General features: G+C 35.5%; 23 protein-coding genes. 8 read left to right on the top strand and 15 right to left on the bottom strand.

All coding sequences use genetic code 11. The features are described 5' to 3' along the window. Positions 1–105 precede the first annotated feature (105 nt). Together K7G79_RS09415 and K7G79_RS09410 are read right to left on the bottom strand one after the other, a co-directional pair. Positions 106–1,086 (bottom strand): ribonucleotide-diphosphate reductase subunit beta, encoded by a 981-nt coding sequence (locus K7G79_RS09415; RefSeq protein WP_223551328.1) that lies wholly within the window; start codon positions 1,084–1,086, stop codon positions 106–108. A 289-nt stretch (positions 1,087–1,375) separates the two neighbouring features. Further along, positions 1,376–1,939 carry a DUF3109 family protein gene (locus tag K7G79_RS09410; protein ID WP_223551327.1) on the bottom strand — a complete coding sequence of 188 codons (564 nt, stop codon included), beginning with the start codon at positions 1,937–1,939 and terminating at the stop codon, positions 1,376–1,378. Positions 1,940–2,039: 100 nt separating this feature from the next. Here K7G79_RS09410 and K7G79_RS09405 point away from each other — a divergent pair, with 100 nt between their 5' ends. The 3 genes from K7G79_RS09405 (at position 2,040) to K7G79_RS09395 (ending at position 3,526) form a co-directional block, all read left to right on the top strand. Beyond that, positions 2,040–2,621 (top strand): MarC family protein, encoded by a 582-nt coding sequence (locus K7G79_RS09405; protein WP_223551326.1) that lies wholly within the window; start codon positions 2,040–2,042, stop codon positions 2,619–2,621. 96 nt (positions 2,622–2,717) lie between these two features. Continuing rightward, positions 2,718–2,921, top strand: a complete 204-nt coding sequence (locus tag K7G79_RS09400) for a hypothetical protein (protein ID WP_223551325.1) — start codon at positions 2,718–2,720, stop codon at positions 2,919–2,921. Further along, a complete protein-coding gene (locus K7G79_RS09395; RefSeq protein WP_223551379.1) occupies positions 2,921–3,526 on the top strand; it encodes an FAD-dependent oxidoreductase in 606 nt (201 codons plus the stop codon). The genes K7G79_RS09400 and K7G79_RS09395 overlap by 1 nt, the downstream gene beginning before the upstream one ends. Positions 3,527–3,612: 86 nt before the next feature. Here the strand turns inward: K7G79_RS09395 and K7G79_RS09390 are convergent, their stop codons facing one another. The 3 genes from K7G79_RS09390 to K7G79_RS09380 form a co-directional block, all read right to left on the bottom strand. After that, positions 3,613–5,202, bottom strand: coding sequence for a S41 family peptidase (locus tag K7G79_RS09390; RefSeq protein ID WP_223551324.1), 1,590 nt, complete (start codon positions 5,200–5,202; stop codon positions 3,613–3,615). Beyond that, positions 5,202–5,633, bottom strand: coding sequence for a dCMP deaminase family protein (locus K7G79_RS09385; protein ID WP_223551323.1), 432 nt, complete (start codon positions 5,631–5,633; stop codon positions 5,202–5,204). The genes K7G79_RS09390 and K7G79_RS09385 overlap by 1 nt, the downstream gene beginning before the upstream one ends. A 276-nt stretch (positions 5,634–5,909) precedes the next feature. Further along, positions 5,910–6,500 carry a HupE/UreJ family protein gene (locus tag K7G79_RS09380; RefSeq protein WP_223551322.1) on the bottom strand — a complete coding sequence of 197 codons (591 nt, stop codon included), beginning with the start codon at positions 6,498–6,500 and terminating at the stop codon, positions 5,910–5,912. A 199-nt stretch (positions 6,501–6,699) separates the two neighbouring features. Between K7G79_RS09380 and K7G79_RS09375 the strand changes: the two genes are divergently transcribed. Then, positions 6,700–7,215, top strand: coding sequence for a hypothetical protein (locus K7G79_RS09375; protein WP_223551321.1), 516 nt, complete (start codon positions 6,700–6,702; stop codon positions 7,213–7,215). Positions 7,216–7,220: 5 nt separating this feature from the next. Continuing rightward, a complete protein-coding gene (locus K7G79_RS09370) occupies positions 7,221–10,676 on the top strand; it encodes a T9SS type A sorting domain-containing protein (RefSeq protein WP_223551320.1) in 3,456 nt (1,151 codons plus the stop codon). Between the two features lie 53 nt (positions 10,677–10,729). Here K7G79_RS09370 and K7G79_RS09365 read toward each other — a convergent pair whose 3' ends face one another. Then, a complete protein-coding gene (locus tag K7G79_RS09365) occupies positions 10,730–11,452 on the bottom strand; it encodes a hypothetical protein (protein WP_223551319.1) in 723 nt (240 codons plus the stop codon). Between the two features lie 75 nt (positions 11,453–11,527). Further along, on the bottom strand, positions 11,528–13,807 hold the full coding sequence (locus K7G79_RS09360) for a M28 family peptidase (protein ID WP_223551318.1): 2,280 nt from the start codon (positions 13,805–13,807) through the stop codon (positions 11,528–11,530). Positions 13,808–13,934: 127 nt separating this feature from the next. On the opposite strand from K7G79_RS09360, the gene K7G79_RS09355 reads away from it, so the two are divergent. Continuing rightward, positions 13,935–14,405 (top strand): CBS domain-containing protein, encoded by a 471-nt coding sequence (locus K7G79_RS09355; protein WP_223551317.1) that lies wholly within the window; start codon positions 13,935–13,937, stop codon positions 14,403–14,405. A gap of 71 nt (positions 14,406–14,476) precedes the next feature. Here K7G79_RS09355 and K7G79_RS09350 read toward each other — a convergent pair whose 3' ends face one another. Genes K7G79_RS09350 through K7G79_RS09335 form a run of 4 tightly spaced genes read right to left on the bottom strand, consistent with a single transcriptional unit; the run spans position 14,477 to position 16,545 of the window. Then, complete coding sequence (locus K7G79_RS09350; protein WP_223551316.1) at positions 14,477–15,178, bottom strand: hypothetical protein; 702 nt, start codon at positions 15,176–15,178, stop codon at positions 14,477–14,479. Between the two features lie 50 nt (positions 15,179–15,228). Next, positions 15,229–15,579 (bottom strand): hypothetical protein, encoded by a 351-nt coding sequence (locus tag K7G79_RS09345; RefSeq protein WP_223551315.1) that lies wholly within the window; start codon positions 15,577–15,579, stop codon positions 15,229–15,231. A gap of 12 nt (positions 15,580–15,591) precedes the next feature. Continuing rightward, a complete protein-coding gene (locus K7G79_RS09340) occupies positions 15,592–16,101 on the bottom strand; it encodes a DinB family protein (RefSeq protein WP_223551314.1) in 510 nt (169 codons plus the stop codon). Between the two features lie 9 nt (positions 16,102–16,110). Next, positions 16,111–16,545: a GNAT family N-acetyltransferase gene (locus tag K7G79_RS09335; protein WP_223551313.1), complete on the bottom strand. Its 435-nt coding sequence runs from the start codon at positions 16,543–16,545 to the stop codon at positions 16,111–16,113. Positions 16,546–16,791: 246 nt separating this feature from the next. On the opposite strand from K7G79_RS09335, the gene K7G79_RS09330 reads away from it, so the two are divergent. After that, the gene (locus K7G79_RS09330) at positions 16,792–17,124 is read left to right on the top strand and encodes a single-stranded DNA-binding protein (protein ID WP_223551312.1); all 333 of its coding nucleotides are present in this window, start codon (positions 16,792–16,794) and stop codon (positions 17,122–17,124) included. A gap of 40 nt (positions 17,125–17,164) precedes the next feature. Here K7G79_RS09330 and nadB read toward each other — a convergent pair whose 3' ends face one another. Beyond that, complete coding sequence (gene nadB, locus K7G79_RS09325; RefSeq protein WP_223551311.1) at positions 17,165–18,721, bottom strand: L-aspartate oxidase; 1,557 nt, start codon at positions 18,719–18,721, stop codon at positions 17,165–17,167. 5 nt (positions 18,722–18,726) lie between these two features. Then, complete coding sequence (nadA, locus tag K7G79_RS09320; RefSeq protein WP_223551310.1) at positions 18,727–19,653, bottom strand: quinolinate synthase NadA; 927 nt, start codon at positions 19,651–19,653, stop codon at positions 18,727–18,729. A 287-nt stretch (positions 19,654–19,940) separates the two neighbouring features. On the opposite strand from nadA, the gene K7G79_RS09315 reads away from it, so the two are divergent. Next, positions 19,941–22,529, top strand: a complete 2,589-nt coding sequence (locus K7G79_RS09315) for a phosphoenolpyruvate carboxylase (protein ID WP_223551309.1) — start codon at positions 19,941–19,943, stop codon at positions 22,527–22,529. A 268-nt stretch (positions 22,530–22,797) separates the two neighbouring features. On the opposite strand, the gene K7G79_RS09310 is transcribed toward K7G79_RS09315, so the two are convergent. Both K7G79_RS09310 and K7G79_RS09305 read right to left on the bottom strand, forming a co-directional pair. Further along, positions 22,798–23,976 carry a serine hydrolase gene (locus tag K7G79_RS09310; protein WP_223551308.1) on the bottom strand — a complete coding sequence of 393 codons (1,179 nt, stop codon included), beginning with the start codon at positions 23,974–23,976 and terminating at the stop codon, positions 22,798–22,800. 234 nt (positions 23,977–24,210) lie between these two features. Then, complete coding sequence (locus K7G79_RS09305; RefSeq protein ID WP_223551307.1) at positions 24,211–25,440, bottom strand: ammonium transporter; 1,230 nt, start codon at positions 25,438–25,440, stop codon at positions 24,211–24,213. Positions 25,441–25,445 lie beyond the last annotated feature (5 nt).

Raw genomic sequence — 25,445 nt, 5'->3', positions numbered from 1 at the left:
AGTTCCAAAATCAGTTAATTAAAATAATTACTTATGGTTGAGATCGTTTCCCTTTAAGAATTTAAAAGGACGACGACATTTTTTGTTCCTTCTTTTAGAATTTTCCTAGAAATCTTCATCGAAGCTAAACTTGTTCTCGTTATCTTCTTTATTGAGAACACCTGCTTTTTGATATTCCGACACCCGCTTTTCAAAGAAATTGGTTTTCCCTTGCAATGAAATCATATCCATAAAGTCAAACGGATTAGTAGCATTGTAGACTTTATCACATCCAAACTCTACCAATAATCTGTCGGTTACAAATTCAAGATATTGTGTCATTAACTTAGCGTTCATCCCTATTAAGCTAACAGGCAGGGATTCTGTTATAAAACTACGTTCAATATCCAATGCATTTGTAATAATATCGGTTATACGGGCTTTGGGCACCTTATTTATGATATGGTTATTATGCAGATGCACAGCAAAATCGCAATGCAACCCCTCATCTCTTGAAATAAGTTCATTGGAGAATGTTAATCCTGGCATAAGACCTCGTTTCTTTAACCAAAAAATGGAGCAGAAACTTCCAGAGAAAAAGATTCCTTCTACTGCAGCAAAAGCAATTAAGCGTTCAGCAAAACTCGGAGACTCAATCCACTTTAATGCCCATTCTGCTTTCTCCTTAATTGCTGGGAAATTTTCTATGGCCTTAAAAAGAATATCTTTTTCTTTCTCATCTTTAACATAGGTGTCTATAAGCAGTGAATACACTTCGGAATGGATATTCTCCATCATAATTTGAAATCCGTAAAAAAACTTGGCCTCACTATATTGCACCTCACTAACAAAGTTTTCGGCTAAATTTTCGTTTACAATACCATCACTGGCGGCAAAAAAAGCCAAAATATGCTTTATAAAATAACGCTCATCGTCGTTTAATTTGGTGGCCCAATCTGTAATGTCCTGATGTAAATCTATCTCTTCTGCAGTCCAAAAACTAGCCTCCTGTTTTTTGTACCATTCCCAAATATCATGATGTTTAATTGGAAAAATTACAAAACGATCTTTATTTTCTTGAAGAATAGGCTCTACTGCTTGTGACATTACTAAAATGGTGTTTTTATAAAAATTGAAAAAAATTTGAGATGATTTGAGGTTAACAAAGATTGTAAAATGATTGATATTTTTTAAAAAAATTACAGAAACCTTTTCAACAAGTTTTTAACAAACAAAAAAGGTGTTGAGAAACAGAAGTTTACACAAAAAATTGGTTATAAATTTGATTTACAGCATTTTAACTTTTTTTGATTTTGAAAAAGTTGACAAAAATTTTTACTTGAAAAGTTAAGAAAGCTTAGTAAAATGGGCGGTTTAAAGCTATTTCTTAATTCTGTTAAAAAGTTTTGACAACCTTTTCCAGTTCATCATACCAATCAGTTCCAAATTTCCTAATAAGGGCTTCTTTTACGAATTTATAAACAGGAACCCGAAGCTCCTTTCCTAAAGTACAAGCATCATCACAAACTTGCCATCTATGATAATTTACAGCAGAAAACTCGGTATAATCTTTTACTCTTATGGGGTATAAATGACAGGACACTGGTTTTTTCCAAGAAATCTCTCCTTGATTGTACGCTTCTTCAATTGCACAAAGCGCCACGTTGTTTTCATCAAAAATAACATAGGCACAATCGGCTCGATTAATTAAAGGCGTTTCTAATTCACCATCTTCAGTCGTAATAAACACCCCTTGATTTTTAATAGCTTCTATACCTTCTTGTCTTAAAAAAGGTTTCACTTTAGGGTAGATAGTCTCGAGAATTTTGGTCTCTTCCTCCTCCAATGGTGCACCTGCATCGCCATCTATACAACAGGCCCCTTTGCAGGCCGAAAGGTTGCAAACAAAATCCTTCTCAATAATATCTTCTGAAACTATGGTTTTTCCTAACTGAAACATAACACTCTTAATTGTAGCAAAAATAGATAAACTTTATATTTTTGGTCTTGTTATTTGACAATTAATATAGACCTTTGCATCGCAATTTAATCATAAGACCATGCAATTAAATTTAAAAGAAATCTTTACTGCTTTTATGGTGCTCTTTGCCGTAATAGATATAGTTGGCAATATTCCCATTGTTATCGATTTGCGTAAAAAAGTGGGGCATATACAAAGTGAAAAGGCATCGATTATCGCGGGTATTATTATGACATTGTTCCTTTTCTTAGGAAAAAGCATTTTAAACCTTATAGGCATTGATGTTAACTCCTTTGCTGTAGCTGGTGCCTTTATTTTGTTTTTTATTGCTCTGGAAATGATTTTGGGCATTACACTTTACAAAGAAGAAAGTACCAACCCATTAACGGCCTCTGTGTTTCCATTGGCGTTTCCTTTAATTGCAGGCCCAGGAAGCCTAACAACACTGCTTTCCTTACGTGCTGAATTCAGGGTTGAAAATATTATCCTTGCCATTATACTAAATGTTATTGTTATTTATATCGTTCTAAAAACTTCATCTAAAATTGAACGTTTTTTGGGTGTTAATGGCATCAATATTATTCGTAAAGTTTTTGGCGTGGTTTTATTGGCCATTGCCGTTAAACTCTTTGCCCACAATATTAAAATCCTATTCAATTAATGAAACATTCATGACTAATTTTTTAACAACACAACACGGCAAAATAATAACTTGGATGTTCCAGATGACTTTTGAAAAATCAATAAATATTAACACATGAAATTTGTTTCTACTCTCTTTATTGTAATTGCTTTGGTTTTGATAGTTTTTAATGCCACTAAAGTAAATTTTAATACCCCTTTTGAGGGTGATAGCATTGTTGCCCTAATAACTATACTAGCTGCATTGTGCGCTATTGTTTTGATGCTTATTTTAAAAATTTCAAAGCGTATTGAAGAAAAGGTAAAACATAAAAAATGATGTTTGATGTCCTTATTATTGGTGGTGGTGCAGCAGGTTTATCATGCGCCTTGGTTTTAGGTTCCGCCAAAGACAAACCTTACGCCAAAGACAAACAAATTGGCATTATAGTTCACCAGAAAACATCCCACTTACAGGACGCTTTATTCAATAATGTATTGGGACTTAGCCCAGGAACCATGGGAGCTTCCATTTTGGAAAGTGGCAAATCGCAATTGGCCATATTATACCCCCATGTACAGCAAATCGATAAAGAAAAGGTTCTGGAAATCATCAAAGCGGAAGATTCTTTTACCTTAAGAACAAACAAAAATTTATACCATACAAAAGCCGTCGTAATAGCAGTAGGCTATACCAATTTAATACGCATTAAAGGGCTCGAACAATATGTACAACCTCATCCAAGAGCCACTATTGAAAAGAACCGTATATGGTTAAAAAACACTGACCATTTAATTGAACACAATCTCTATGTTGCAGGCACGCTGGCGGGTTGGCGCAGTCAGTTTGCCATAGCCTCAGGAAGTGGCGCTCATGTCGCCACAGATATTTTAACCCTTTGGAATGACGGGAAACATACCAAGGTGCATGATAAGGTAGTTTAAAATCAATGCCGTCAAAGGTCTTCGCTTTAGCCTGTTTTGAGCAACATGGTATGCTTGACATGCTCAAGTTTAAAAATTCTAAAAAATTACTCCCCTTCACTCAACCTAATCACTTCATCAATCATGATATCGGTTTGATTAAATACTTCTTCAAAAGCACCGTCTCCAAAAAGCTGATCTGCTAAAGCAGCCTTAACATATTGCCTTATTTCTTCATAATAGGCAACAAATGTAACTACTGTGTCCGATCTTAGATTAAGGTAATCTTGAAAAGACGTCACAAGGTCGTCACTCACCTTAAAATTATCAATAAAATCCTGTCTTGAAATACCGTCATAAAGATGCCTGTCCTTTTCCAACTCCTCAAATACAAAGTAACCAATATAGCCGCGACGCATTAAATAATTTAAGGTTCCATTAAATATACCTTTATCTACAGGCACAAACACGTCTGGTATTATGCCGCCACCTCCATAAACAATCTTACCCTTAGGCGTAACATACTTTAACGAATCAGCGACTTTTATTTTTTCTTGATTCAACAGTTCACCGCTATCCAAACGCTCCAAATATTCATCGTAATAATCTTTATGTCCGTTTTTATATGGTCGTTGTATGGAGCGTCCAGTAGGAGTATAGTATCTGGACACGGTTAAACGAACTGCGCTACCATCACCCAGATCCATTTCGCGTTGCACTAAACCTTTGCCATAAGAGCGTCGCCCAACAATAAGTCCTTTGTCATTATCCTGCAATGCTCCAGCGACAATTTCACTTGCTGATGCGGAGTTTTCGTTTATGAGCACATACACTTTGCCATTTTCAAAATCGCCTTTATGTGTGGCATAACTTTTTTCAATATCGCCACGTTTGTTTTTAGTAAAGAGAATGAGTTTGTCATCTTCTAAGAATTCATCGACCATCTTTTCGGCAATGTCTAGAAAACCTCCGGGATTATCACGTAAGTCCAAAGCTATCTCGGTAGCGCCAACATCTTTTAGTTTTTTTAAAGCTGTTTTGAATTCTTTATAGGTCGTTTCAGCAAAACGATTAACTTTTATATACCCCAACTTTTCAGTCAACATGTAGGCGGCATCCACACTTTTAATAGGTATGACCGATCGCTTTACTGTAAAATCCAAAAGTTTTGGCTCCCCTCTTCGGTAAACTTTTAAATGCACCTTAGAGTTAATTGGGCCTTTTAACTTTTTCACCAAACTATCATCTGCAATACGGTTTCCAATGAGGGAATCACCATTTGCCATAATAATTCTATCGCCTCCCTTAATGCCTACTTTTTCACTAGGGCCATTTACTACTGGACGTATTACGGTTATGGTATCTCTATAGGTGTAAAAACTAACGCCAATCCCTACAAAATCACCACGCATTTCTTCAGCAACACGTGCCATATCCCTTTTGGGGATATATACGGAATGTGGATCCAGATTCTCTAAAATACCATTGACGGTAACATCAACAATGCTATCGGTATTAATCTCGTCTACATAGTCGTACTCAATGTAATCGATAAGCCTGTTGAGTTTATCTTTCTTACTATTGGTAGAGAACAAGCGGTCTGGTGAATCGGTAAAATTCAACTTTCCTCCAATGAGCACTCCCGCCGCAATAGCAACACCTAAAACCAAGGGTAGATATTTTTTTTTATAGGGCATTATGTCATTAAATCTTCTATTAATTTTAATTTTATTCCTGCTTTTTCCAAAAAAAGCAATCCAGAATCGTCTTTGTAAGCTTTACTATAAACCACCCTAACAATCCCTGCTTGGTGGATTAATTTGCTGCACTCCTTACACGGAGACAAGGTAATATACAAGGTAGCCCCTTTACAAGATTGAGTAGAGGACGCCACTTTTAAAATGGCATTTGCCTCGGCATGCAATACATACCATTTGGTATAGCCTTCTTCGTCTTCACAAAAATTTTCAAAACCTGTAGGTGTTCCATTATAACCATCAGAAATAATCATTCTATCCTTTACAATAAGTGCACCAACCTGCTTGCGGTTGCAGTACGAGAGTTTACCCCATTCCTTGGCCATTTGTAAATAGGCCTTATCATACTTAAGTTGTTTATGTTCTGGCATACACTGTTTTTAAAAACTTAGGCGTGTTGCCCTTAAAGGCAAACAGGCTTTTTCTATATATTAATTTGGTGGCTTAGGTACTCGAAGCCCCAAACATAAGGATACCGTTGCAATCCTTTACGCAAACCTAATAACGAATATAGTGGCTTCGTATTTTAATTACAACCCTTGTGCGTTAAAGTTTTATGAAAGTTTAACTCGATAATCGAGATTTAATTATTCCAAAGCATGCTTTATAACTTATTTCCATCCCAAATACCAAACCAATCCATTATCCTATTTTAAAAAATCACTGTTAAGTAACATGGGTAATACCAATCCAATAACAACTGCCGAAATAACCATGACCCAATCGCGTTTAGAAAATCTAAAAATGGTCTGTCCTAGGTATCCTAGAAAGAGCACCATAAACACGATAATAACCTGAGCTAATTCTATACCAAGCGCAAATTCCAGAAGTAAAACCAATTTATTGTCTGAGTCTCCTAAAAGAATTCGAAATTCACGTGCAAAGCCCAAACCATGAATCAAACCAAAAAACAGGGTGGTATAAAATAAAATACCAATACGTTCTTTTTGTGCTCCTTTCCCGGCAGTAAACACATTATAAACCGCAACGATTAAAATGGTAATGGGAATGAGAAACTCCACCAATTGGGCATTGGCATTAACAATACTATAAGCCGCTAATATTAAAGACAGTGTATGCCCCAGGGTAAACATAGATACCAATAAAACAATACGTTTCCAATCTTTAAACACATAAGGTGCTGTTAAGCAAATTAAAAAGAGAACATGATCATAAGCATTAATATCCAGAACATGGTTAACACCGTATTCTACATTAAACCAAAAGTTTTCAAGCATAGCTTTATTCTATTTAAGTTGCTAAATATACGATTTTAGATTATAGCTTGGATGGCTTATAAAAAATGGAACAAAACAATGGCAGTTTTCGCTCTGTATCCAGTTAATAGTGTTCAGTCACATAGCCTATCGTAATTTTAAATTACAACTAAAAATATTCCTATATCTTTGTAAAACAACATAAAACCCTAAGACCTCTATGAAGCCTATATATCTGTTTAGTCTATTTATATTATTTCTTTCCTGTAATCAAAGGGACACTTCAAAAAGTGACAATAAAACTGACCAACCCTTTATTAAAACTGTCAACCAAAGTGATCTGTCCAAAATCAATTACACCGAATTTGTGCTAAGTCCAGAAGCACAGAGAGCAATTGAAAATTGGGTGGAATACAATCAACTGCAAGAGCAGGTTGGCTACCTTAAAAAAGGAGATTTAAGTTTCTTTAACGATAATAAAAAAGCCATTGAAACACTTCTAAAAGATTTAAACAAAAATATACCAGAAGATTTAAAGGACAATTCCATTTTAGCTAGACTAAAAGTAGTAGAAACCACAATATATAAACTTGAAAGTTTAGTGCAATTATCCACAACTACCAAACCAGAGCTTATAGAAGGTATTAAAGCTTTTTTAATTTCGGTTTCTAATTTAGACCTACAACTCAATGAAGTTATAGAACTGAGACGATATGAAAATATCCCAAAACCCTAATTCTTATGAAAGCCTCAACCTATATTTTTATCCTGCTATTTGTCCTTAATATTCAAGCACAATACAATCCTGATACTCCTTGGATGAAAAACTTGAATGCGGCTTCCAAAAGTCAATCTTCAAAATCAAACAACCCTACTTTTAAGGATGTTATTGATGCCTTTAATGACTATTGGAAAGATAAGAATCCCTACACAAAAGGCAGTGGATACAAACCCTTTAAACGTTGGGAAAATTATTGGAAAAACTTTGTTAAGGATGATGGTACCCTACCAACACCTTACGAGTTGTGGACTACTTGGATGAACGTGCAACAAGCCAAGGCTAACAGCTTAAAAGCTGATTTAAGCAATTGGCAACCTGTGGGTCCGTTCAGCCATACCAACACCGGGTCATGGAGTTCGGGTCAAGGACGTATTAATGCTATTATAGTAGACCCTAATAATCCAAATACTTATTATGCCGGAGCTCCAGCGGGAGGCATTTGGAAATCTATTAACTCAGGTAGCTCTTGGTTGCCTCTATCGGATAATTTACCACAAATTGGCGTTTCTGGAATTGCTATCGATTATAATGACAGCAACATTATATATATTGCCACAGGAGACGACGATGGTTGGGACACCTATAGCGTTGGTGTAATGAAATCTACAGATGGTGGAACCACATGGAATAGTACGGGCTTAAATACAAGTGCAGGGCACCCCACTAACATGAACGATATTTACATGCATCCAGACAACTCTAATATATTATGGGTAGCCACTAACAAAGGCGTCTATAAAACCATTGATGGCGGGGTTAATTGGACCAATACTAACGGCACCCAAAACATGAATATTAAAGACATTAAGCTAAAACCTGGGGATCCCGATACCATTTATGCGGTAACATCGGATACTTTCTATGTATCAATAGATGCTGGAGAAACTTTCACCAATACTGGATTTGGATCAGGATTACCTGCCTCTTCAAGTCGTTTGGTAATTGATGTTACAGCAGACAATACTAATGTAATTTATACATTAAGTGCTTTAGATAATGACTTTCAAGGGCTTTACAAGTCTACAGATTCTGGTGTTACGTTTTCTCAAATGACAGCCAATACCCCTTCTAATGCAGATTTATTCGATAATAGCAAACAAGCCTATTACGACATGGCATTAGCAGTCTCTAACACGAATGAGAATGAAATTTATGTCGGGGTTTTAAATATCTGGAAATCCATTAATGGCGGTGCTAGTTTTACAAAGGTAAACGAATGGTTTCAACCCGCCTCGGCATCATATTCTCATGCAGATATACATTTGTTGCGCTTTTATGATGGCGTACTTTTTGCGGGAACCGATGGCGGATTCTATAAAACCACAGATGGAGGCACAAATTTTATGGACTTAACTGATGGTATGCAAATCGGGCAATTTTACAGATTGAGTGTTTCCAAAGAAAGCTCAAACAAAATGGTAGGTGGTTTACAGGACAATGGAGGTTATGCTTTAAATAATAGCTACTGGCAAGTATATTATGGTGCCGATGGTATGGATACGGCTATCAACCATAATAATTCTGATATTATATATGGCTTTATTCAATACGGGAGCAATTTATACATCTCAAACTCTGCTGGTGCCAGCAATGACGCTTATGTCCCTGCTCCTGTTGATGAAACTGGGGAGAACGATAGTGGAGGTAATTGGGTAACGCCTTTATCCATGAATAGGGATGGTGAATTATATGCTGGTTATTCTAGACTCTATAAACTTTGTGGCACCGAATGGAAAGCCATATCGCCCTCTTTTGGAAACAATGTTAACATTGATTTTTTAGAAATTGATGAAATTGAACCAAACAACATTTATATCGCCATTGATAATACGCTAAGAAAAAGTACCGATAAAGGAGCTTCCTTTATTACAGTTAATAATACATTCTCTTCAAACATTACGTCTATTGAAGTTAACAATAACAACAGTGATATTGTTTACGTCACTACAGCAGGCTATACGGGTAAAGTCTACAAATCGATTGATGGGGGCTCTAATTTTAACGATATTACAGGAAACCTCCCCAATGTCACTAAAAACATCATTAAACATCAAAAACTACATAGTGATGACCCATTGTTTTTAGGCACTAGCTTAGGCGTTTATAGATATGATGATACTACAGGATTTTGGGAACCCTTTGGAAACAGTTTACCCAATGTATCGGTAAGTGATTTGGAAATTAATTTAAACGATGATAATATTTCTGCTGCTACTTATGGTAGGGGCATTTGGAAATCCGATATTCCTACGGAAACACTTCAAGATGAAATTAGCTTAGAAGACATACAAGGCATTGATGAGCAGGTTGTATGCGGTAATCTTAATTCAGTTAAGGCATTAGTAAAAAACAGGGGGGCAAATGTTATTAATTCGGTAACCCTTAATTACACCCTAAATGGCAGTCCTAACCAAACCATTTGGAATGGTTCTTTAGCGTCTGGAAACACACAATTAATAGACATCCCATCTTTGTCTGTACATGGAAGTAGCCTACAGGAGTTAAAGATAAATGCAACAATTACTAATGATACTTTTTCTGAAAATAACGATTTAATGGCTACATTTTATGGTAATACATCGGGAACCATAAACACAGTTAATACTTTTGAAGCCCCAGCTGACGAATTAATCAACTTTAACGCCATGAGCAACTGCGATAGTAGTAGTGGCTATTGGGAACGCGGTGTTGCAACTGGAAGTGTTTTGAATACTGAAGCCTCTAACAATAATGTTTATGGAACGAACCTAAGTGGTAATTATGAGAATAATATAAAAAGTTATTTGGTTAGCAATTGCTATGATTTATCAATATTGAGCAGTCCCATGTTTAAGTTTAAAATGGCTTTCGATTTAGAGGAAGATTGGGACATCCTGTTTGTGGAATATTCAACTGATGCTGGGTTGAATTGGACGGTTTTGGGAAGTGCAGATGATACAAACTGGTACAATAGTAATACTACGCCGGGAACGAATTGCTTTAATTGTCCAGGAGCACAATGGACAGGTTCTAATAACATTCTTCAAGAGTATAGTTACGATCTAACACCCTTAAATAGTGAGACCAATATTGTGTTTCGGTTTGTATTCCATTCCGATCAATATACAGTCAATGAAGGCGTTATTATAGATGATTTTAGTATAGAAGGCGCGCTTAATGTATCTCATTTTGCTCCTGAAGTATTTAGAATTTATCCTAATCCATCCAAACAGGTTTTCAATATTCAATCCAAAAGCCTTTCTACTTTCAACTACAATATAACCGATATTACAGGAAAAATTATCTTGCGTAAACATCATATTCAGCTTAAAAACAATATATATCAACTGGATATGAATGGATATGCTCCAGGCATATACTTTATAAATATAATTACTGAATCTGGAAAATCAACTAAAAAACTTATTCTTAGATAACAAAAAAGGGTTTGTTAAACAAACCCTTGATATGATATATTAAGCAACTAAAATTAATTCTTAGGTTGCTCTTGCTGTGCTGCTTGTGCTTGTATGACTTGTTTTTGTCTTAATAACTCACTCTTACTAAGATTTACCAAATTAAAATTTGGTGACGCTTTTAATGTAGCATCCAAAATATCTACAGCTGCATCAATGTTTCCCTTAGGATCTTTGTTATAAGTCAACAAAGCATTCAAATACATAAAAGCCGATTTAAGGGATACTTGATATGGCGTTTGTGTTTCATAAAATGCTTTGGTTTCCTCTACCTTAGAATTTGCCAAACCATAATTAATATGCTTCTCGGCATCTGTTAGGTTTTTTAATTGTAAGTTCAATTCTGCCAATTCATAGGCTATCAAGGCGCTAGGAGTTCTCTTGAACATTTCTTCAAAATGTCCGACAGCCAATTGTGGTTGCTTTACTGCTTTTAATGAAATTGCCTTTACTTCAACAGCAATATCAGAATCCGTAGTAACCTTATCTATACCAATAGTATTTAAGGCCTGTACATGCTGACCTTCACTCATGTAGATATAAGCCAAAGTATCTTTTCTAGCTTGGGAAGGGGCAAGGACATTTAAATGTGTCATGGCATTTATAATACCTTGTATATCGCCTTGGGCTCTCATTTGGGTATAATAGGCTTCAAAATGTTTCAATAAATCTGGGGTGCTCTGTGCATTTACATGAAGCGCTCCAACCATAACAATCAACAACAAAAATCGTTTCATCTCTACTTCTTTTAAAAATTTTGCTAAAACTATAAAAATTTACCAATTAAACTCATAAAAGAATGCTAATTATTTTCAATCAATGGTTATGGTTTTCTTCACAACTAACGCATCATTCAACACAAAAGGTTTTGGTATCATGATAGCATCACGTTTTGGCAGATTAAAAGAAGTATTATCCAACAAGTCATAGGACGCTTCTAAAAGTGTAAATTCTGTTTTTTGACCATTTGGAACTTCAAATTCCAATACCAAGGGATCGTTATCGACAATATAATAACTTAACAACCTATTGTTTTTTGACTTTTTGGGACTTTTTATTACTTGTCCGTTTGCTTTAAATACCTGAAATGCATTTGATGTACTGGCTAATAACTCAATTCTATTTACTCTCCTTTGGGGTGTAATGTCTAACTTAATATGCCTTACGTCTTGAATTATCGTATCCTTAAAAATATTAATTTTGGGCTGCTCTATAAACTTTAAAGGAGCGGGCTTTGTATAGGTGAATCGTGTTGAGTATTTACTGTCTACAATATGTTTATTTAAACTTGAAGCAACTTCCGGTTGTTCTCCAAAAATTGGTCGAGTCCAGTCGTCCAAAAGCTTATCGTAAGTTACCCAAACGGCAGTACTGTCGTTAGCATTAAAAACATATAGCAAACTATTGGGTTTGGGTCGATCTTGTGTAAATCCAGATTTTGAATGTGCAGAAATTAAAAAAAATACCGCTATTAAAACACTTAAATATCCCAATCGTTTTTTATACTTAAACCTCCCAAATACAGGCAATAGTAATCCAAATAATAAAACTACTAGAACAGTGTTGGTTAACATCATTTTTAAACCAAGGCCTACGGGAAACAATTGAACTAGTGGTGTTATTAAAATTAGTAATGGTAAAGATAGTAATGCCATTAAAATAAGGCTTGGCTGCTTTTGTCGGATTAAAACAAACAAACACAATAAAGCAAAATATACGGGGAAAATAAAAAAGCTAGCTCCTTTTAATTTTAAAGCTATGGCGACACAAATAATGATCCAAAACGTTATTGGTGCTACAAGCAAACTTGCCGTATTGCCCTTTTCATAAACTTTATGGTAAACAAAAAAACATAAGGCTAAAGTCCCGAAAGCAAAAGCAGCAATATAATCATGTCCATTATAGGTAAAACCCTGTAACATTTCATCATAATACGGATAAATTGTTTTTAACATTGGCCAAGCAAAATAACCAATGAGCCCAGCCAAAATTAAAGCAATAAAAAAAGCCAAAAAGCCTTTACCAATAGGTTTAGCTCTAAGCGCCTTTTGTTTTATGCCATAAATTAACAATCTTACAAATACGACAATAGCGATAACTAGCATAGGATAAATCCATGAAAACGGATAGGAAACCATTTTAAAAATAGGTGCATTAAAATAGATATTGTCCTCATTACTCTTCAACGCTTCTAAATCGGCTTCAGCAAAATAATATAACATAGGCATTAGATAACTACCTTGATGCTTTAGAGTGTTTCTATCCAATCTTTCATAAGTATCTAATTGAGTATGATAATCGAAATGATCATCTATAAAAGCCAAGTTAAACCCATCGATATTACCATCTTCACGAAAGACGGTCAAATCGGTATCATTAGGTAAAATTTTATAGATACTGTAAAACAAGGAACTGCTTACAGGAAACTCTGGATTGGCTTTAACAAACTCTTTTATTAAATTGGCATTGCCCTGATTAGTTTCAATAAACATTAAGCTAGGTCCCCCACTGCCTCTAGCTTCAAAATTAATGACCAAACCAATATTATCGGCCCATTCATGGTTATTTACAAAAATATTCGCTCCGTTTAGCCCTAATTCCTCGCCATCTGAAATCAAGACTATTATATCATTTTTTGGTGTTTTATTGCTACTTAAAAAGGCTTTTAACCCTTCTAAAATAGTTACCACACCGGAACCGGCATCACTTGCTCCTATAGCCGAATGTGGATCACTATCGTAATGTGTTAACAACAATAATGCTTTTCCTTTTTCTTTGCCTCGCAAACGACCAATAATATTTTTTGGCTTGGTAAGATTTCCATAATTATCTACAGAAAACCCCTCTTGTATTTGTGTTTCCAGTCCAAGTTGTTCTAATTGTGCTATAATATAATCACGCACCCTATGGTGTTCTTCACTGCCCACATAATGCGGAGCCTTGGCTATTGTCTTTAGATGCATAAGTGCCCGATGGGTCGAGAATTGATTATCGGGAACATCAATGGATATCTCCTCTCTTGGCATAAGGGAAGAAAAACTCCAATACACGCCCCAAACGATTATTAACAAAGCAATGGCTTTTTTAATCATAAAGTTTAAAGATTATGTTATGCTATAAATGTACATAAATTGAGAAGCTTATAAAACTCAACAGTTTTTGTTTTTAGGAAAAATCAAAAAATTTAGCTACATTTAATTTTATTAAAAAATAGGAATCATGGGCATAAAGAGTTTTATAGGCGCAAGAAGGAATAAAAATAGTACTTATGACAACATACCGCTAAAAGTTAGTGATTATATGACTCGTCATTTAATAACCTTTAAACCAGACCAAACTATTGAAAGTGTGATGCAGACCTTAATAAAACATCGTATTTCTGGAGGACCTGTAGTTAATGAAAAAAATGAGTTGATCGGCATTATTTCAGAAGGTGATTGTATAAAACAAATTAGTGAAAGCCGCTACTATAATATGCCAATGCAAGATAAAACCATTGAAAAACATATGGTGGCCGATGTTGAAACTATTGACGGTAATATGAACATATTTGATGCCGCCAATAAATTTTTAAATGCTAAGCGCCGCCGTTTCCCTATAGTTGAAAATGGTAAATTGGTAGGTCAAATAAGTCAAAAGGATGTTCTTAAGGCTGCCATGAAATTAAAGGGTCAAAATTGGTGGAAGTAATGCCTCGACTACCAAGAAAAACCTGTGTTAGGCAAACAATACCATCTTAAGGTTTACGTTTAAATACTTTATTACAACCCCCTATCTAATGGTGTAACAGCTTTTGGATGGTCAGTAATTATAAGTTTTTGTTTGGGACCGCTTTCTAAAGCAGCAATTTTTGAATAATTATGTCCATTAATGGGCTCATTAAGCACTTTCCATTTGGCAATGCCCCCTACGGTAATGGTTTCTCCAATTTCAAGAATACGTTCGGTATATTTTAATGTTTTATTAAAGCCTAGCCAGGTTTCGCTGTCGACCCCAGAATCATCCAGCACTTTTTTGAATTCGGGTGAAGGATCTTTAAAAGTTCCCGATCTAATACTTTGGTCTTCGACCATAAAACTGTAAAAATTACTGGATTGCATTGAGGGTTTTACCATAACCAAGTCGCCCCTTTGTTCTATAAAAAAATCCTGAATATCTTCTTTCTTCACCAAGGTTTTCCAATGAGAACTTTTGCCCGTACTCACCCGTTGCTGTATTTTAAAAATATAGGCAACACAGGGCCGTTTACTAAACGGTGCCACAAAAGGCGTTTCGACCTCCAAAACCTTACCTGTTACCTTGGTAAGCTCGTTATTCCTAAACTGGGAGATACGATTGTGTTTAAACTTGGCCAATTTTCTCAACACAATATTTTTTCTACTCAACACAACGGAAAGCACTATAATTAATACAACAACACTAAAAATGAGAATAGGAATAAAAGAGGCTGGAGTAAGAAACATAAATAGATAGTTTTAATATTAGTAAAGATTATATTTAAAACGTTACATGATTAACCTTCACGTTTTACCAAGGCGAAATAATCGCCTTCTAAAGGCAAATACCCTTGGTCGTAGACAAAATAATACACTGTTCCTACCTTAGTGGTGTAAATACTGGTAAAATAATTAAAATCAAACCCTGCCTCTATAAGCTTGGCCCTTGATGTTTTTGTTTTTTGCTCAGGGTTAAGGGTTTCCAATATGCGATAATTTTTACGCAATCGGTTATTGGTATTGCGTATTAGATTTTTGCTATCCTTGTTTACGCGATTGTTATAGGCATTTCTACAGGCATCGTCACAGAATTTTTTATCAATTCGGCCGACAATTTTTTCACCACATTCTAAACATGTTTTCTCCATATTATTTACTTTTTACCAGTTCCCAGCATAGTCCAGGTTAAGTCTGCTATGGGATTTTAAAAAATTATATTGTAATCTTAAAATCTGTCTGATGTGCAAATAATCGTGAGCCAACCAATTGGCAAGAAATAACTTGGCCGACATCTCACCTAATTTGGGATGCTTTAGTTTTTGTTCCCAATTTGCATCTATCTGTCCTTTTAACCAAGTAACCGACTGCTGGCGTTCATCTAAAAAAGTAGCGACCACCTCCTCATAATTTTTGGACATATAATCATGCTCCTTAATCCATGCTACAGGATTTATGGAAGGCAAATCATACTCTGGTTGTTCAAAAATATACTGGATACGAGCTTTAAAATCCTTTTGCTCTTCGTCCAATAAATGACAGGCAATTTCCAACAAACACCATTTACCTTCTTCAGGTCGCCACAAGCTCTCTTCAGGTAATTTGTTTTGCAACAGGCCTTTAAAAACGGTTTGGTTTTGTTTAAGCTGATTAATGGCATACTTGATATCCATAACACTATTTTAGGTTTTAATTGCGTTCCATCTTATTTTAACTGCTGAGATATTATCAAGTATAAGTCTGTCATCGGCTAATCTTTCAAATCCATTTTTCAAGTAAAATTTTAAAGGAGATTTGTAGACCTCTCCATTTTTCTTCCTATCATCATTATGATCAATTACCCAACCATTCAATTCTATTTCTTTTTTTTTTACCATACTTAAAATTTTTGTTCCCAATCCCTTTCCTTGATGTTTAGAATCTAAAAGAATAACAAACCATTTTTCTCTATTTCTAATAAAATCAAAATACCACCCTATAATTTCTTTATTCTCATTAATCACTAAAATATGGGATTGCCCAGACAGCTTGGTTAAATAATCTTCAAAACCTTTAAGGGTTTTATGGTTTAATCCTGTAGGATATTCATTATTCCAAAGCATACGAATGTCCTTCATTTGCTTTTTTGAAAGTCTATATAACCTAACGAACTCCAATGGATTTTTTAATTGATCAAATTATACAACCCTTATATAACAGTACTAATATAAGAATAATTTATCCATTTACAAACGACTACAAACATTTACAAACGAATTTAAACAAGTAACAACCGAGTAAGACTATAAAACCTTTACAATTTTGCATTGTTGAATCGCTGAAGGTTCAATAGTATTAACTGTTTAACAATAAAAATTAAAATTATGAACACGCTTAGAAACAAAGTACAGTTGATTGGTAACTTAGGAAATGACCCGGAAGTCATTAATTTAGAATCTGGAAGGACATTGGCAAAATTCAATATTGCCACAAATGAAAGCTACACCAATAACAAAGGTGAAAAAGTAACTGAAACCCAATGGCATAATATAGTGGCTTGGGGCAAAACCGCTCAAATCATTGAAAAGTATTTAACCAAAGGTAAAGAAGTAGCCATAGAAGGCAAATTAACTTCACGCAGCTACGATGATAAAGATGGCAACAAGCGATACATTACCGAAGTAGTTTGTAACGAACTACTTATGCTAGGGAAATAATTGCTACTTGTTAACTGGAGCTTTATTAATAAAGCTCCAGTTAATTTTTTACATTATCTAAATTAAAATACCCTCCCTTGTTTTCCTTACGTTGAAGTGACTGATTTATAATTAGGTGTGCCACATTAACCATATTACGTAATTCGCAAAGCGATGTCGTAATTTTTGAAGCCTTGTACAGGTCTTCAACCTCAGTATAAATTAAATTAAGATGTTTTATTGCTTTATTTAAGCGATCATTACTACGAACAATTCCAACATAATCCCTCATTAATGCCTGTAGCTGTCTTAAATTATGTTGAATTAACACGTGTTCTTTGGCAATAGATGTCCCTTCATCGTTCCAGTCTGGAATGATAACATTTACAGGTTGAAGCTCATTATTACTGTGATATTTAAAAATATTATGGGCATAAACCAAAGCTTCCAATAATGAATTTGAGGCTAACCTATTGGCACCATGCAATCCTGTTCTTGTACATTCACCACAGGCAAACAAATTAGGGACAGAGGTTTTACCATCTTGGTCTACTACAATCCCTCCACATAAATAATGAGAGGCTGGCACCACAGGAATCCAATCTTTTTCAATATTTATATGATTAGTTATACATTTATCGTAAATATTGGGAAAATGAACTTTAAATGCTTCAATATCCAGATGTGTACAATCTAAAAAGACATGGGTTTCTCCATATTTTTTTAACTCATTATCAATACTTTGCGATACAATATCCCTAGAAGCTAATTCAGCACGTTCATCATATTTTAGCATAAAACGTTCGCCATTCTTATTTCTCAGGTAAGCCCCAAAGCCCCTAACGGCTTCTGATATTAAAAAAGACGATTCGCCTCCAACCTCGTATAAAGCTGTAGGGTGAAATTGCACAAATTCCATATCCCTAATTAAAGCCTTTGCACGATAGGCCATAGCAATACCATCGCCCGTCGCAATGATGGGATTAGTAGTGTGTCCATAAACACGTCCTATACCGCCCGAAGCCAACAGCGTACTTTTGGCTTTTATAGTGAAAATGGTATTGTTTTTTTGGTCGAAAACATAAGCCCCATAACAGGCTTCTGCTTTAGGTTTATCGCCTTTTATATGGTGGTTTGTAATTATATCTATGGCAAAATGGTGCGGTAAAAGAGTTATATTTTTCAATTGGTGTACTCGTTCTAACAAGGCGCGTTCTATTTCGGCCCCAGTGACATCTTTATGGTGTACCACTCGATATTCTGAATGTCCGCCTTCTTTACCTAAATCAAGGTTACCACTTTTGTCGACATCAAAATAGGCCCCCCACTCCACCAGTTCCTTAAACCGTTTTGGACCTTCTTTAATGACCATTTCAACTACGGCTTTGTCACATAAGCCGTCTCCAGCAATTAAGGTGTCTTGAATATGCTTTTTAAAGGAATCGTTTTCGACATCCAAAACCACGGCCACACCGCCTTGTGCATACTTAGTATTGGACTCCTCCTCATTAGATTTAGTAATGATGGTTACTTGCCTGTTGGGGAATTTCTCGGCTATTTTAACCGAAAACGTTAACCCAGCAATACCAGAACCAATGACTAAATAGTCCGTAACCATTATACTTATTTAGATAACTCCAACATACGCTCAATAGGCAATAAAGCCCGCTCAATAATCGCTTCATCTACCTCTATTTGTGGCGATTCATTAAGCAAGCAATCATAAAGCTTTTGCAATGTATTCATTTTCATAAAATGACACTCACTACAGGCACAGGTATTGTCTTCTTTAGCAGGAGCCGGAATGAGCTCGGTATTTGGCATTTCTTCTTTCATTTTATGCAAAATACCTGCTTCGGTAGCCACAATAAACTTTTGGTCTTGATGCTGCTTTACATAATTAATCATCCCCGATGTAGACCCAATATAGGTTGCCGTTTTCAAAATATGTCCCTCAGATTCGGGATGGGCTATAATTTTATAATCGGGATGTTTTTTATGAAGCTCAATTAATTTGTCCATGGAAAAAGCCTCATGAACCACACAACTACCATCCCACAGCAACATATCTCGTCCTGTTTCTTTAATAATGTAAGCCCCCAAATTTTTATCTGGCGCAAAAATAATAGGTGTATCCTTAGGAATGGATTGCACAATCTTTAAGGCGTTGGAAGAGGTACAAACAATATCGCTTAAAGCCTTAATTTCAGCCGAACAGTTTACATAGGTAATCACAACATGATTGGGATGCGCTTCTGTAAATTGTTTAAAAGCATCTGGCGGACAAGAGTCTGCCAAAGAACAACCCGCATTTAAATCGGGTAGAACTACCAATTTATTGGGGTTTAATATCTTAGCTGTCTCGGCCATAAAATGCACCCCGGCAAACACAATAATATCGGCATCGGTTTCGGCTGCTTTTTGAGAGAGCCCTAAACTATCCCCAACATAATCAGCAATATCCTGTATTTCTGGCACCTGATAGTAATGTGCTAAAATCACAGCGTTCTTTTCCTCTTTAAGGCGTTTTATTTCTTTCACTAAATCCATAACTAAAGCTTCAGGATACTATTCTATATAAATAACTTTAAGTAGTCATAAAAATTCTTTGCAAATATCATAAATATAATTTGTATTCGGTTGGTATTCACATAAATCTTCACATATACGCTTTACAGGTAGGTTGGCATTAAAAAATTTATAATCAGTATTTATTTTTTTAAATTTTTCACAATCAGAGTTAAAGAAACGTTGTAAATCGATAAATATTTTTAATAACCATGCTTGTTAACCGAAGCTTCACTACTTTTATGCTTAATTTTTATTAGATTGATACTATGTCTGTAGAACCAAAGTTAAAACGATTTAAGCAAAATGTATTGTCTAAATACCAAATATACAACAGTATATTTATGACTTTACCTTTTGATACCATTACAAAAACGGGCGTTTTATTACCGTTGTTCCACGAAACTTGCCAAAAAGGGTTTGCCAAAGGTGAAGACCCAACAACCATAGTCGATACATTTTTTAAAAAATACCAAGCGAGGCGCACCAAAGAAAGCCAGATAAATTTATTGTTTAGGTTCATACAATATATTGAGCGTCAAGTGGTTTTGTTTGATGCTATTGAAGATGCCGCTTTCCCGATAATAAATAATATGGAAGGGCTTGGGACCTTACGTAATTTAAAAGAAACGGCCAATTCCGAAAATCGTTTACAAGAACTTAAGGATTATTTAGAGGAGTTTAAAGTACGCATTGTGTTAACAGCACATCCCACACAGTTTTATCCAGGTTCTGTTTTAGGGATTATAACCGATTTAACCGAAGCTATTAAGGAAAACAACCTGTCTGAGATTAGTAACCTTTTTGGACAATTAGGGAAAACCCCGTTTTTTAAGAGGGAAAAACCAACACCTTATGATGAGGCGATAAGCTTAATTTGGTATTTGGAAAACGTATTTTATGCCTCTTTTGGAGAAATTTATAATTACATCCAACAAAATATTTACGATGATGGTAAAAAACACAACGAAATTATTAACGTTGGTTTTTGGCCCGGAGGGGATCGTGATGGGAATCCATTTGTTAAGCCCGACACCACTTTAAAAGTAGCTAAAAAGCTTAAACAGGCAATTCTTAAAAAATATTATCAGGACTTAAAAAGCCTAAGACGACGACTTACGTTTAGAGATGTAGAAGAACGTGTTATTAGGCTTGAAACCATAATGTACAATTACAGCCTAGACCCTTATTCTACAGATGGTATTACATACAAAGAGCTTATTAAAGAATTATTAAGTATAAGAAACCATATTGTAAAAGAACACCAGTCGTTATACGTTTCCCAAATAAACAATTTAATTAACAGAATCCATATTTTTGGATACCACTTTGCTACGCTAGACATTAGGCAGGATAGTAGAATACACCATGCTGTTTTCACTACGGTTATCAATCATCTAATTGAAAAGGGAAGTGGATTTTTCCCTAAAAATTACCACGACTTAACCGAAGCTGAACAAATTGATATTCTCTCGAAAGCCAATGATGATATTGATGATTTAAGTGTTTTTGATGATGAAATGGTAGTAAATACCTTAAAAACCATTAAATGCATAAAGGACATTCAGGCCAATAATGGTGAAAAAGGAGCCAATCGCTATATTATTAGCAATAATCAAACGGCTTTAAACGTCATGCAATTATTCTCCATGTTAAAAATGATTGCATTTAAGGACAATTTAACCGTTGATGTGGTTCCTTTGTTTGAAACCATTACCGATTTAGAAAATGCCCCTGCCGTGATGGAGCAGTTATATAGTAACCCAGCCTACAGGGCACATGTAGCCAAACGTGGTAATAAGCAAACCATTATGTTAGGCTTTTCAGATGGCACCAAGGACGGCGGTTACCTCATGGCCAACTGGGGTATTTTTAAAGCCAAGGAACTCCTAACCGAAATGTCAAGAAAGTACGATATCACTGCCATATTTTTTGATGGTCGTGGTGGACCGCCAGCAAGAGGCGGCGGAAAGACCCATAATTTCTATGCCTCATTGGGCCCAACAATAGAAGATAAGGAAGTACAGTTAACCATACAGGGGCAAACGATTAGCTCTAATTTTGGCACTTTGGAATCTTCACAATATAACTTAGAGCAACTTATAAGTTCGGGATTGTTTAACCGTTTTGGGAAGAACAAAATTCCATTGAGTCAAGAAGACAGGGCCGTGATGAACGATTTGGCAGAAACAAGTTATCAAACTTATAAGAATTTTAAAAGTCACCCCATGTTTATCCCCTACCTGGAACGCATGAGTACTTTAAAATATTACGCCAAGACCAATATTGGTAGCCGCCCTTCAAAGCGGGGTTCTTCCGATAGCTTGGTTTTTTCAGATTTAAGAGCCATTCCTTTTGTGGGCTCTTGGAGCCAATTAAAACAAAATGTTCCGGGATTCTTTGGCGTAGGTACAGCCATAAAGGCCTATGAAGACAGAGGAGAGTTAAACAAAGTCATACAACTTTATAATAACTCTAAATTCTTTAAAACACTACTGGATAACAGTATGATGTCCTTAACTAAATCGTTCTTCGACCTCACTAAATACATGGCTAAAGACAAAGAGTTTGGTGCTTTCTGGACCATTATTTACGAAGAATACTTAACCACCAAACGCCTACTTTTAAAAGTATCCGGATATACCGAACTTATGGAAAATGAGCCTTCTGGCAAAGCCTCTATTGAAGTTCGCGAATCCATTGTATTGCCTTTGTTGACCATTCAGCAATACGCTCTTAAAAAAATACAGGATTTAAATAAAGCTGAGGTTAAGGACGAAGAACAACTAGAGATTTTTGAAAAAATTGTAACCCGCTCCTTGTTTGGTAATATTAATGCCAGTAGGAACTCGGCTTAAACAATTTTTTTCTTTAAAAAGGTTTGGTTAAATTATGTAGCCTTTATTCAGGACGGGGCAAAGTTGTTGCCAACGGCTCGGCCATGAAGCGTAAGTGAATATTAGCCAGTTTTCACTACCAAACTTCACTGAGCCAAACGTTGTATTTGTTTTTATCTTATCCATTTTAAAGCCAAATCAACTATTTGGCGCTGGTTGCCGAAGCTTCAGCCAATCAAAATGAGTCGACTCACTTATGCTTTATTAGCCATTGTTAGGCACTTTATTTTTATTTTACCAAAGCCAAACTTGCTATATCTCTAGAAAGATTAAAAGCATTTTGGCGAGTTCCAAAGCTATTCGACAAAACAACTGAAACAATCTTACGGTCTAGATAGATTGCGAAAAATGCACTAGTTCCTGGTTGAGTACCACCATGTTGGATTATTATTCCATCTTTTGAATCATTATATACCGACCACCCAAAACCATATGGGTCGTCTCCTTTTGCAGGAGAGAGTTCATCGGTTGCGTTTATCATCATATTCAGACTTGTACTATCTATAAGCTTGTGACTCAGCACAGCCTCTCCGAATTTAAGCAAATCTTTGGCTGTAGACTGAACACCTCCTGCAGGATATATTATGCTTAAATCAGTTTTTGGGCTTTTGATATATGTTGATTTTACTTTAAGATAGAGCCGTGATTTATTATTATAAACTTGTTGTTCTTCGAGGCTTGTATTTGACATTCCAGCTTTATCCCAAATATTTTTTTTCATATATTCCCCATAACTCATTTGGGATACTTTTTCAATGATTGCACCTAAAACCGTATATCCATAGGAAGAGTACATATATTGAGTCCCTGGCTCAAATTCCAATTCTTTTTTCTTAAAAGCATCTAATGCGGCTACTAATGATGGATAATGAGTGAATGATAGTGCATCCCATTTGGACGAGTAATGAGAAATTCCAGATGTGTGTTTTAGCAGATGTCTTATTGTAATATCTCCCTTAGCTTTTTTTGGAAATTCCTTTAAATAAGTTTGAATTGGTTTATCCAAATCCAATATTCCTTTTTCGTAAAGTTGCATAATTGCAATTGCCGTCATTGGTTTGGTAATAGATGCAATTCTTCCAAGCATATCGCTATTTGTTCTTTTTTTGGCGCTTTTATTAGTAAAACCTGCTCCACATAGATAAGTACCGCAATTTTCTATATACAATCCTGCCGTAACTCCCAAAAAGTTTTTGGAAGCTATATGCGCATTGATTATTTCATTCGCTTTACTTTCCAATTCGCTATTTACGGCTAAATGCGGTTCGTCACAATTAAACTTAGTTTGACTTTTGGCTTCAGGAATTTCGACTTGAATAAAAGGATTGAAAGTTAGTGGTTCAATAATCCAAGTAACTCCTATAGTTAGAATAAGAATGATCAATAATAATACTTTTCTTTTTTTCATTAGTTGTATTAAAGGTAACTTAAATAAGACGCCACAACATACTTTTTGTTACTATGCATTTCAATATTGTGCCTAACTATTGCATAAGCACATTACTCTTATCCACCTCAAACCTATATATAAGTGCCTCTACACAAAGCTAACCATTTTATAGTTTTTTTATTGAAATACACATAAAAAAGCGCCCCACAATTGCAGGGCGCCTTAAAAATCTAACTAAACTAAGGTTATTTATTAATGTTCATTCAACCTGAAATCTGGATAGGCATCCATACCATGTTCGTGGGCATCCAAGCCTTCCAATTCTTCTTTTTCAGAAACTCGAATACCAACGGTTTTCTTCATTACAAAGAATATCAAGAATGAAGATACAATACATATAACAGCATAAGACAATACGCCTACCAGTTGGCTAACAAATTGGTCCCAACCTGCTAAAGCTCCAAAAATACCAACAGCTAAAGTCCCCCAGATACCACATACTAAATGCACTGCAATAGCACCTACAGGATCGTCCAAACGTAACCTATCAATAACACTCACAGCAAAAACGATAATGGCTCCTGCAATAGCGCCTATTAAAATGGCATCTGTTGGCCCCATTTGATCAGCTCCTGCTGTAATTCCTACAAGTCCTCCTAAAATACCATTTAAGAACATGGTTAAGTCTAAATTCTTAAACTTTAAAAACGACACTAAAGCTGCAATTACACCACCAGCAGCAGCAGCTAAACAAGTAGTCACTAAGGTTAATGATGTTAATGCAGGGTCTGCAGAAAGTACGGAACCACCGTTAAATCCAAACCATCCTAACCACAGGATTAAAACACCGGCAGTAGCTAATGGTATACTGTGTCCAGGAATCGCTTGGGGCTTTCCGTCTTTAAATTTACCAATTCTTGGCCCTAATAAACATACGGCTATTAAAGCTGCCCAGCCACCAACAGAGTGTACCAAGGTTGAACCTGCAAAATCATAAAAAGGTGTATCCCTCATATCTAAAAATCCACCGCCCCACTTCCATGAACCAGCCAGAGGATAAATAATCCCAACATATATAATTGTAAAAATCATAAAAGGCCCTATCTTGACACGTTCAGCAACTGCTCCAGACACTATAGTTGCTGCTGTTGCTGCAAACATCCCTTGAAATAAAAAGTCGGTCCAATAGGTATAGCCTTCATTATAAGCCAAATCAGCTGCAGCAGCTGCATCCAAACCAAATCCTGCAAAGCCAAAGAACCCTGATGATCCTTCAGCAAAACCTGGATACATTAAGTTAAAGCCCACTAGACAGTATAGCAAAAGGCCTATTGTAATGATAAAAATATTTTTAAACAGAATATTAATTGTATTCTTTTGTCTTGTCAATCCAATTTCCAAAAATGCAAAACCAGCGTGCATAAAGAAAACTAAAGCTGTACAGATCATCATCCATACATTATTTGTTGTAAGTAATTCCATAATTT

This window comes from Aestuariivivens sp. NBU2969, from assembly GCF_019931125.1.
Lineage (GTDB): Bacteria > Bacteroidota > Bacteroidia > Flavobacteriales > Flavobacteriaceae > Aestuariivivens > Aestuariivivens marinum.
Note: the sequence above shows the minus strand (reverse complement) of the source record. Positions and strands in the feature narration are given on the sequence as shown.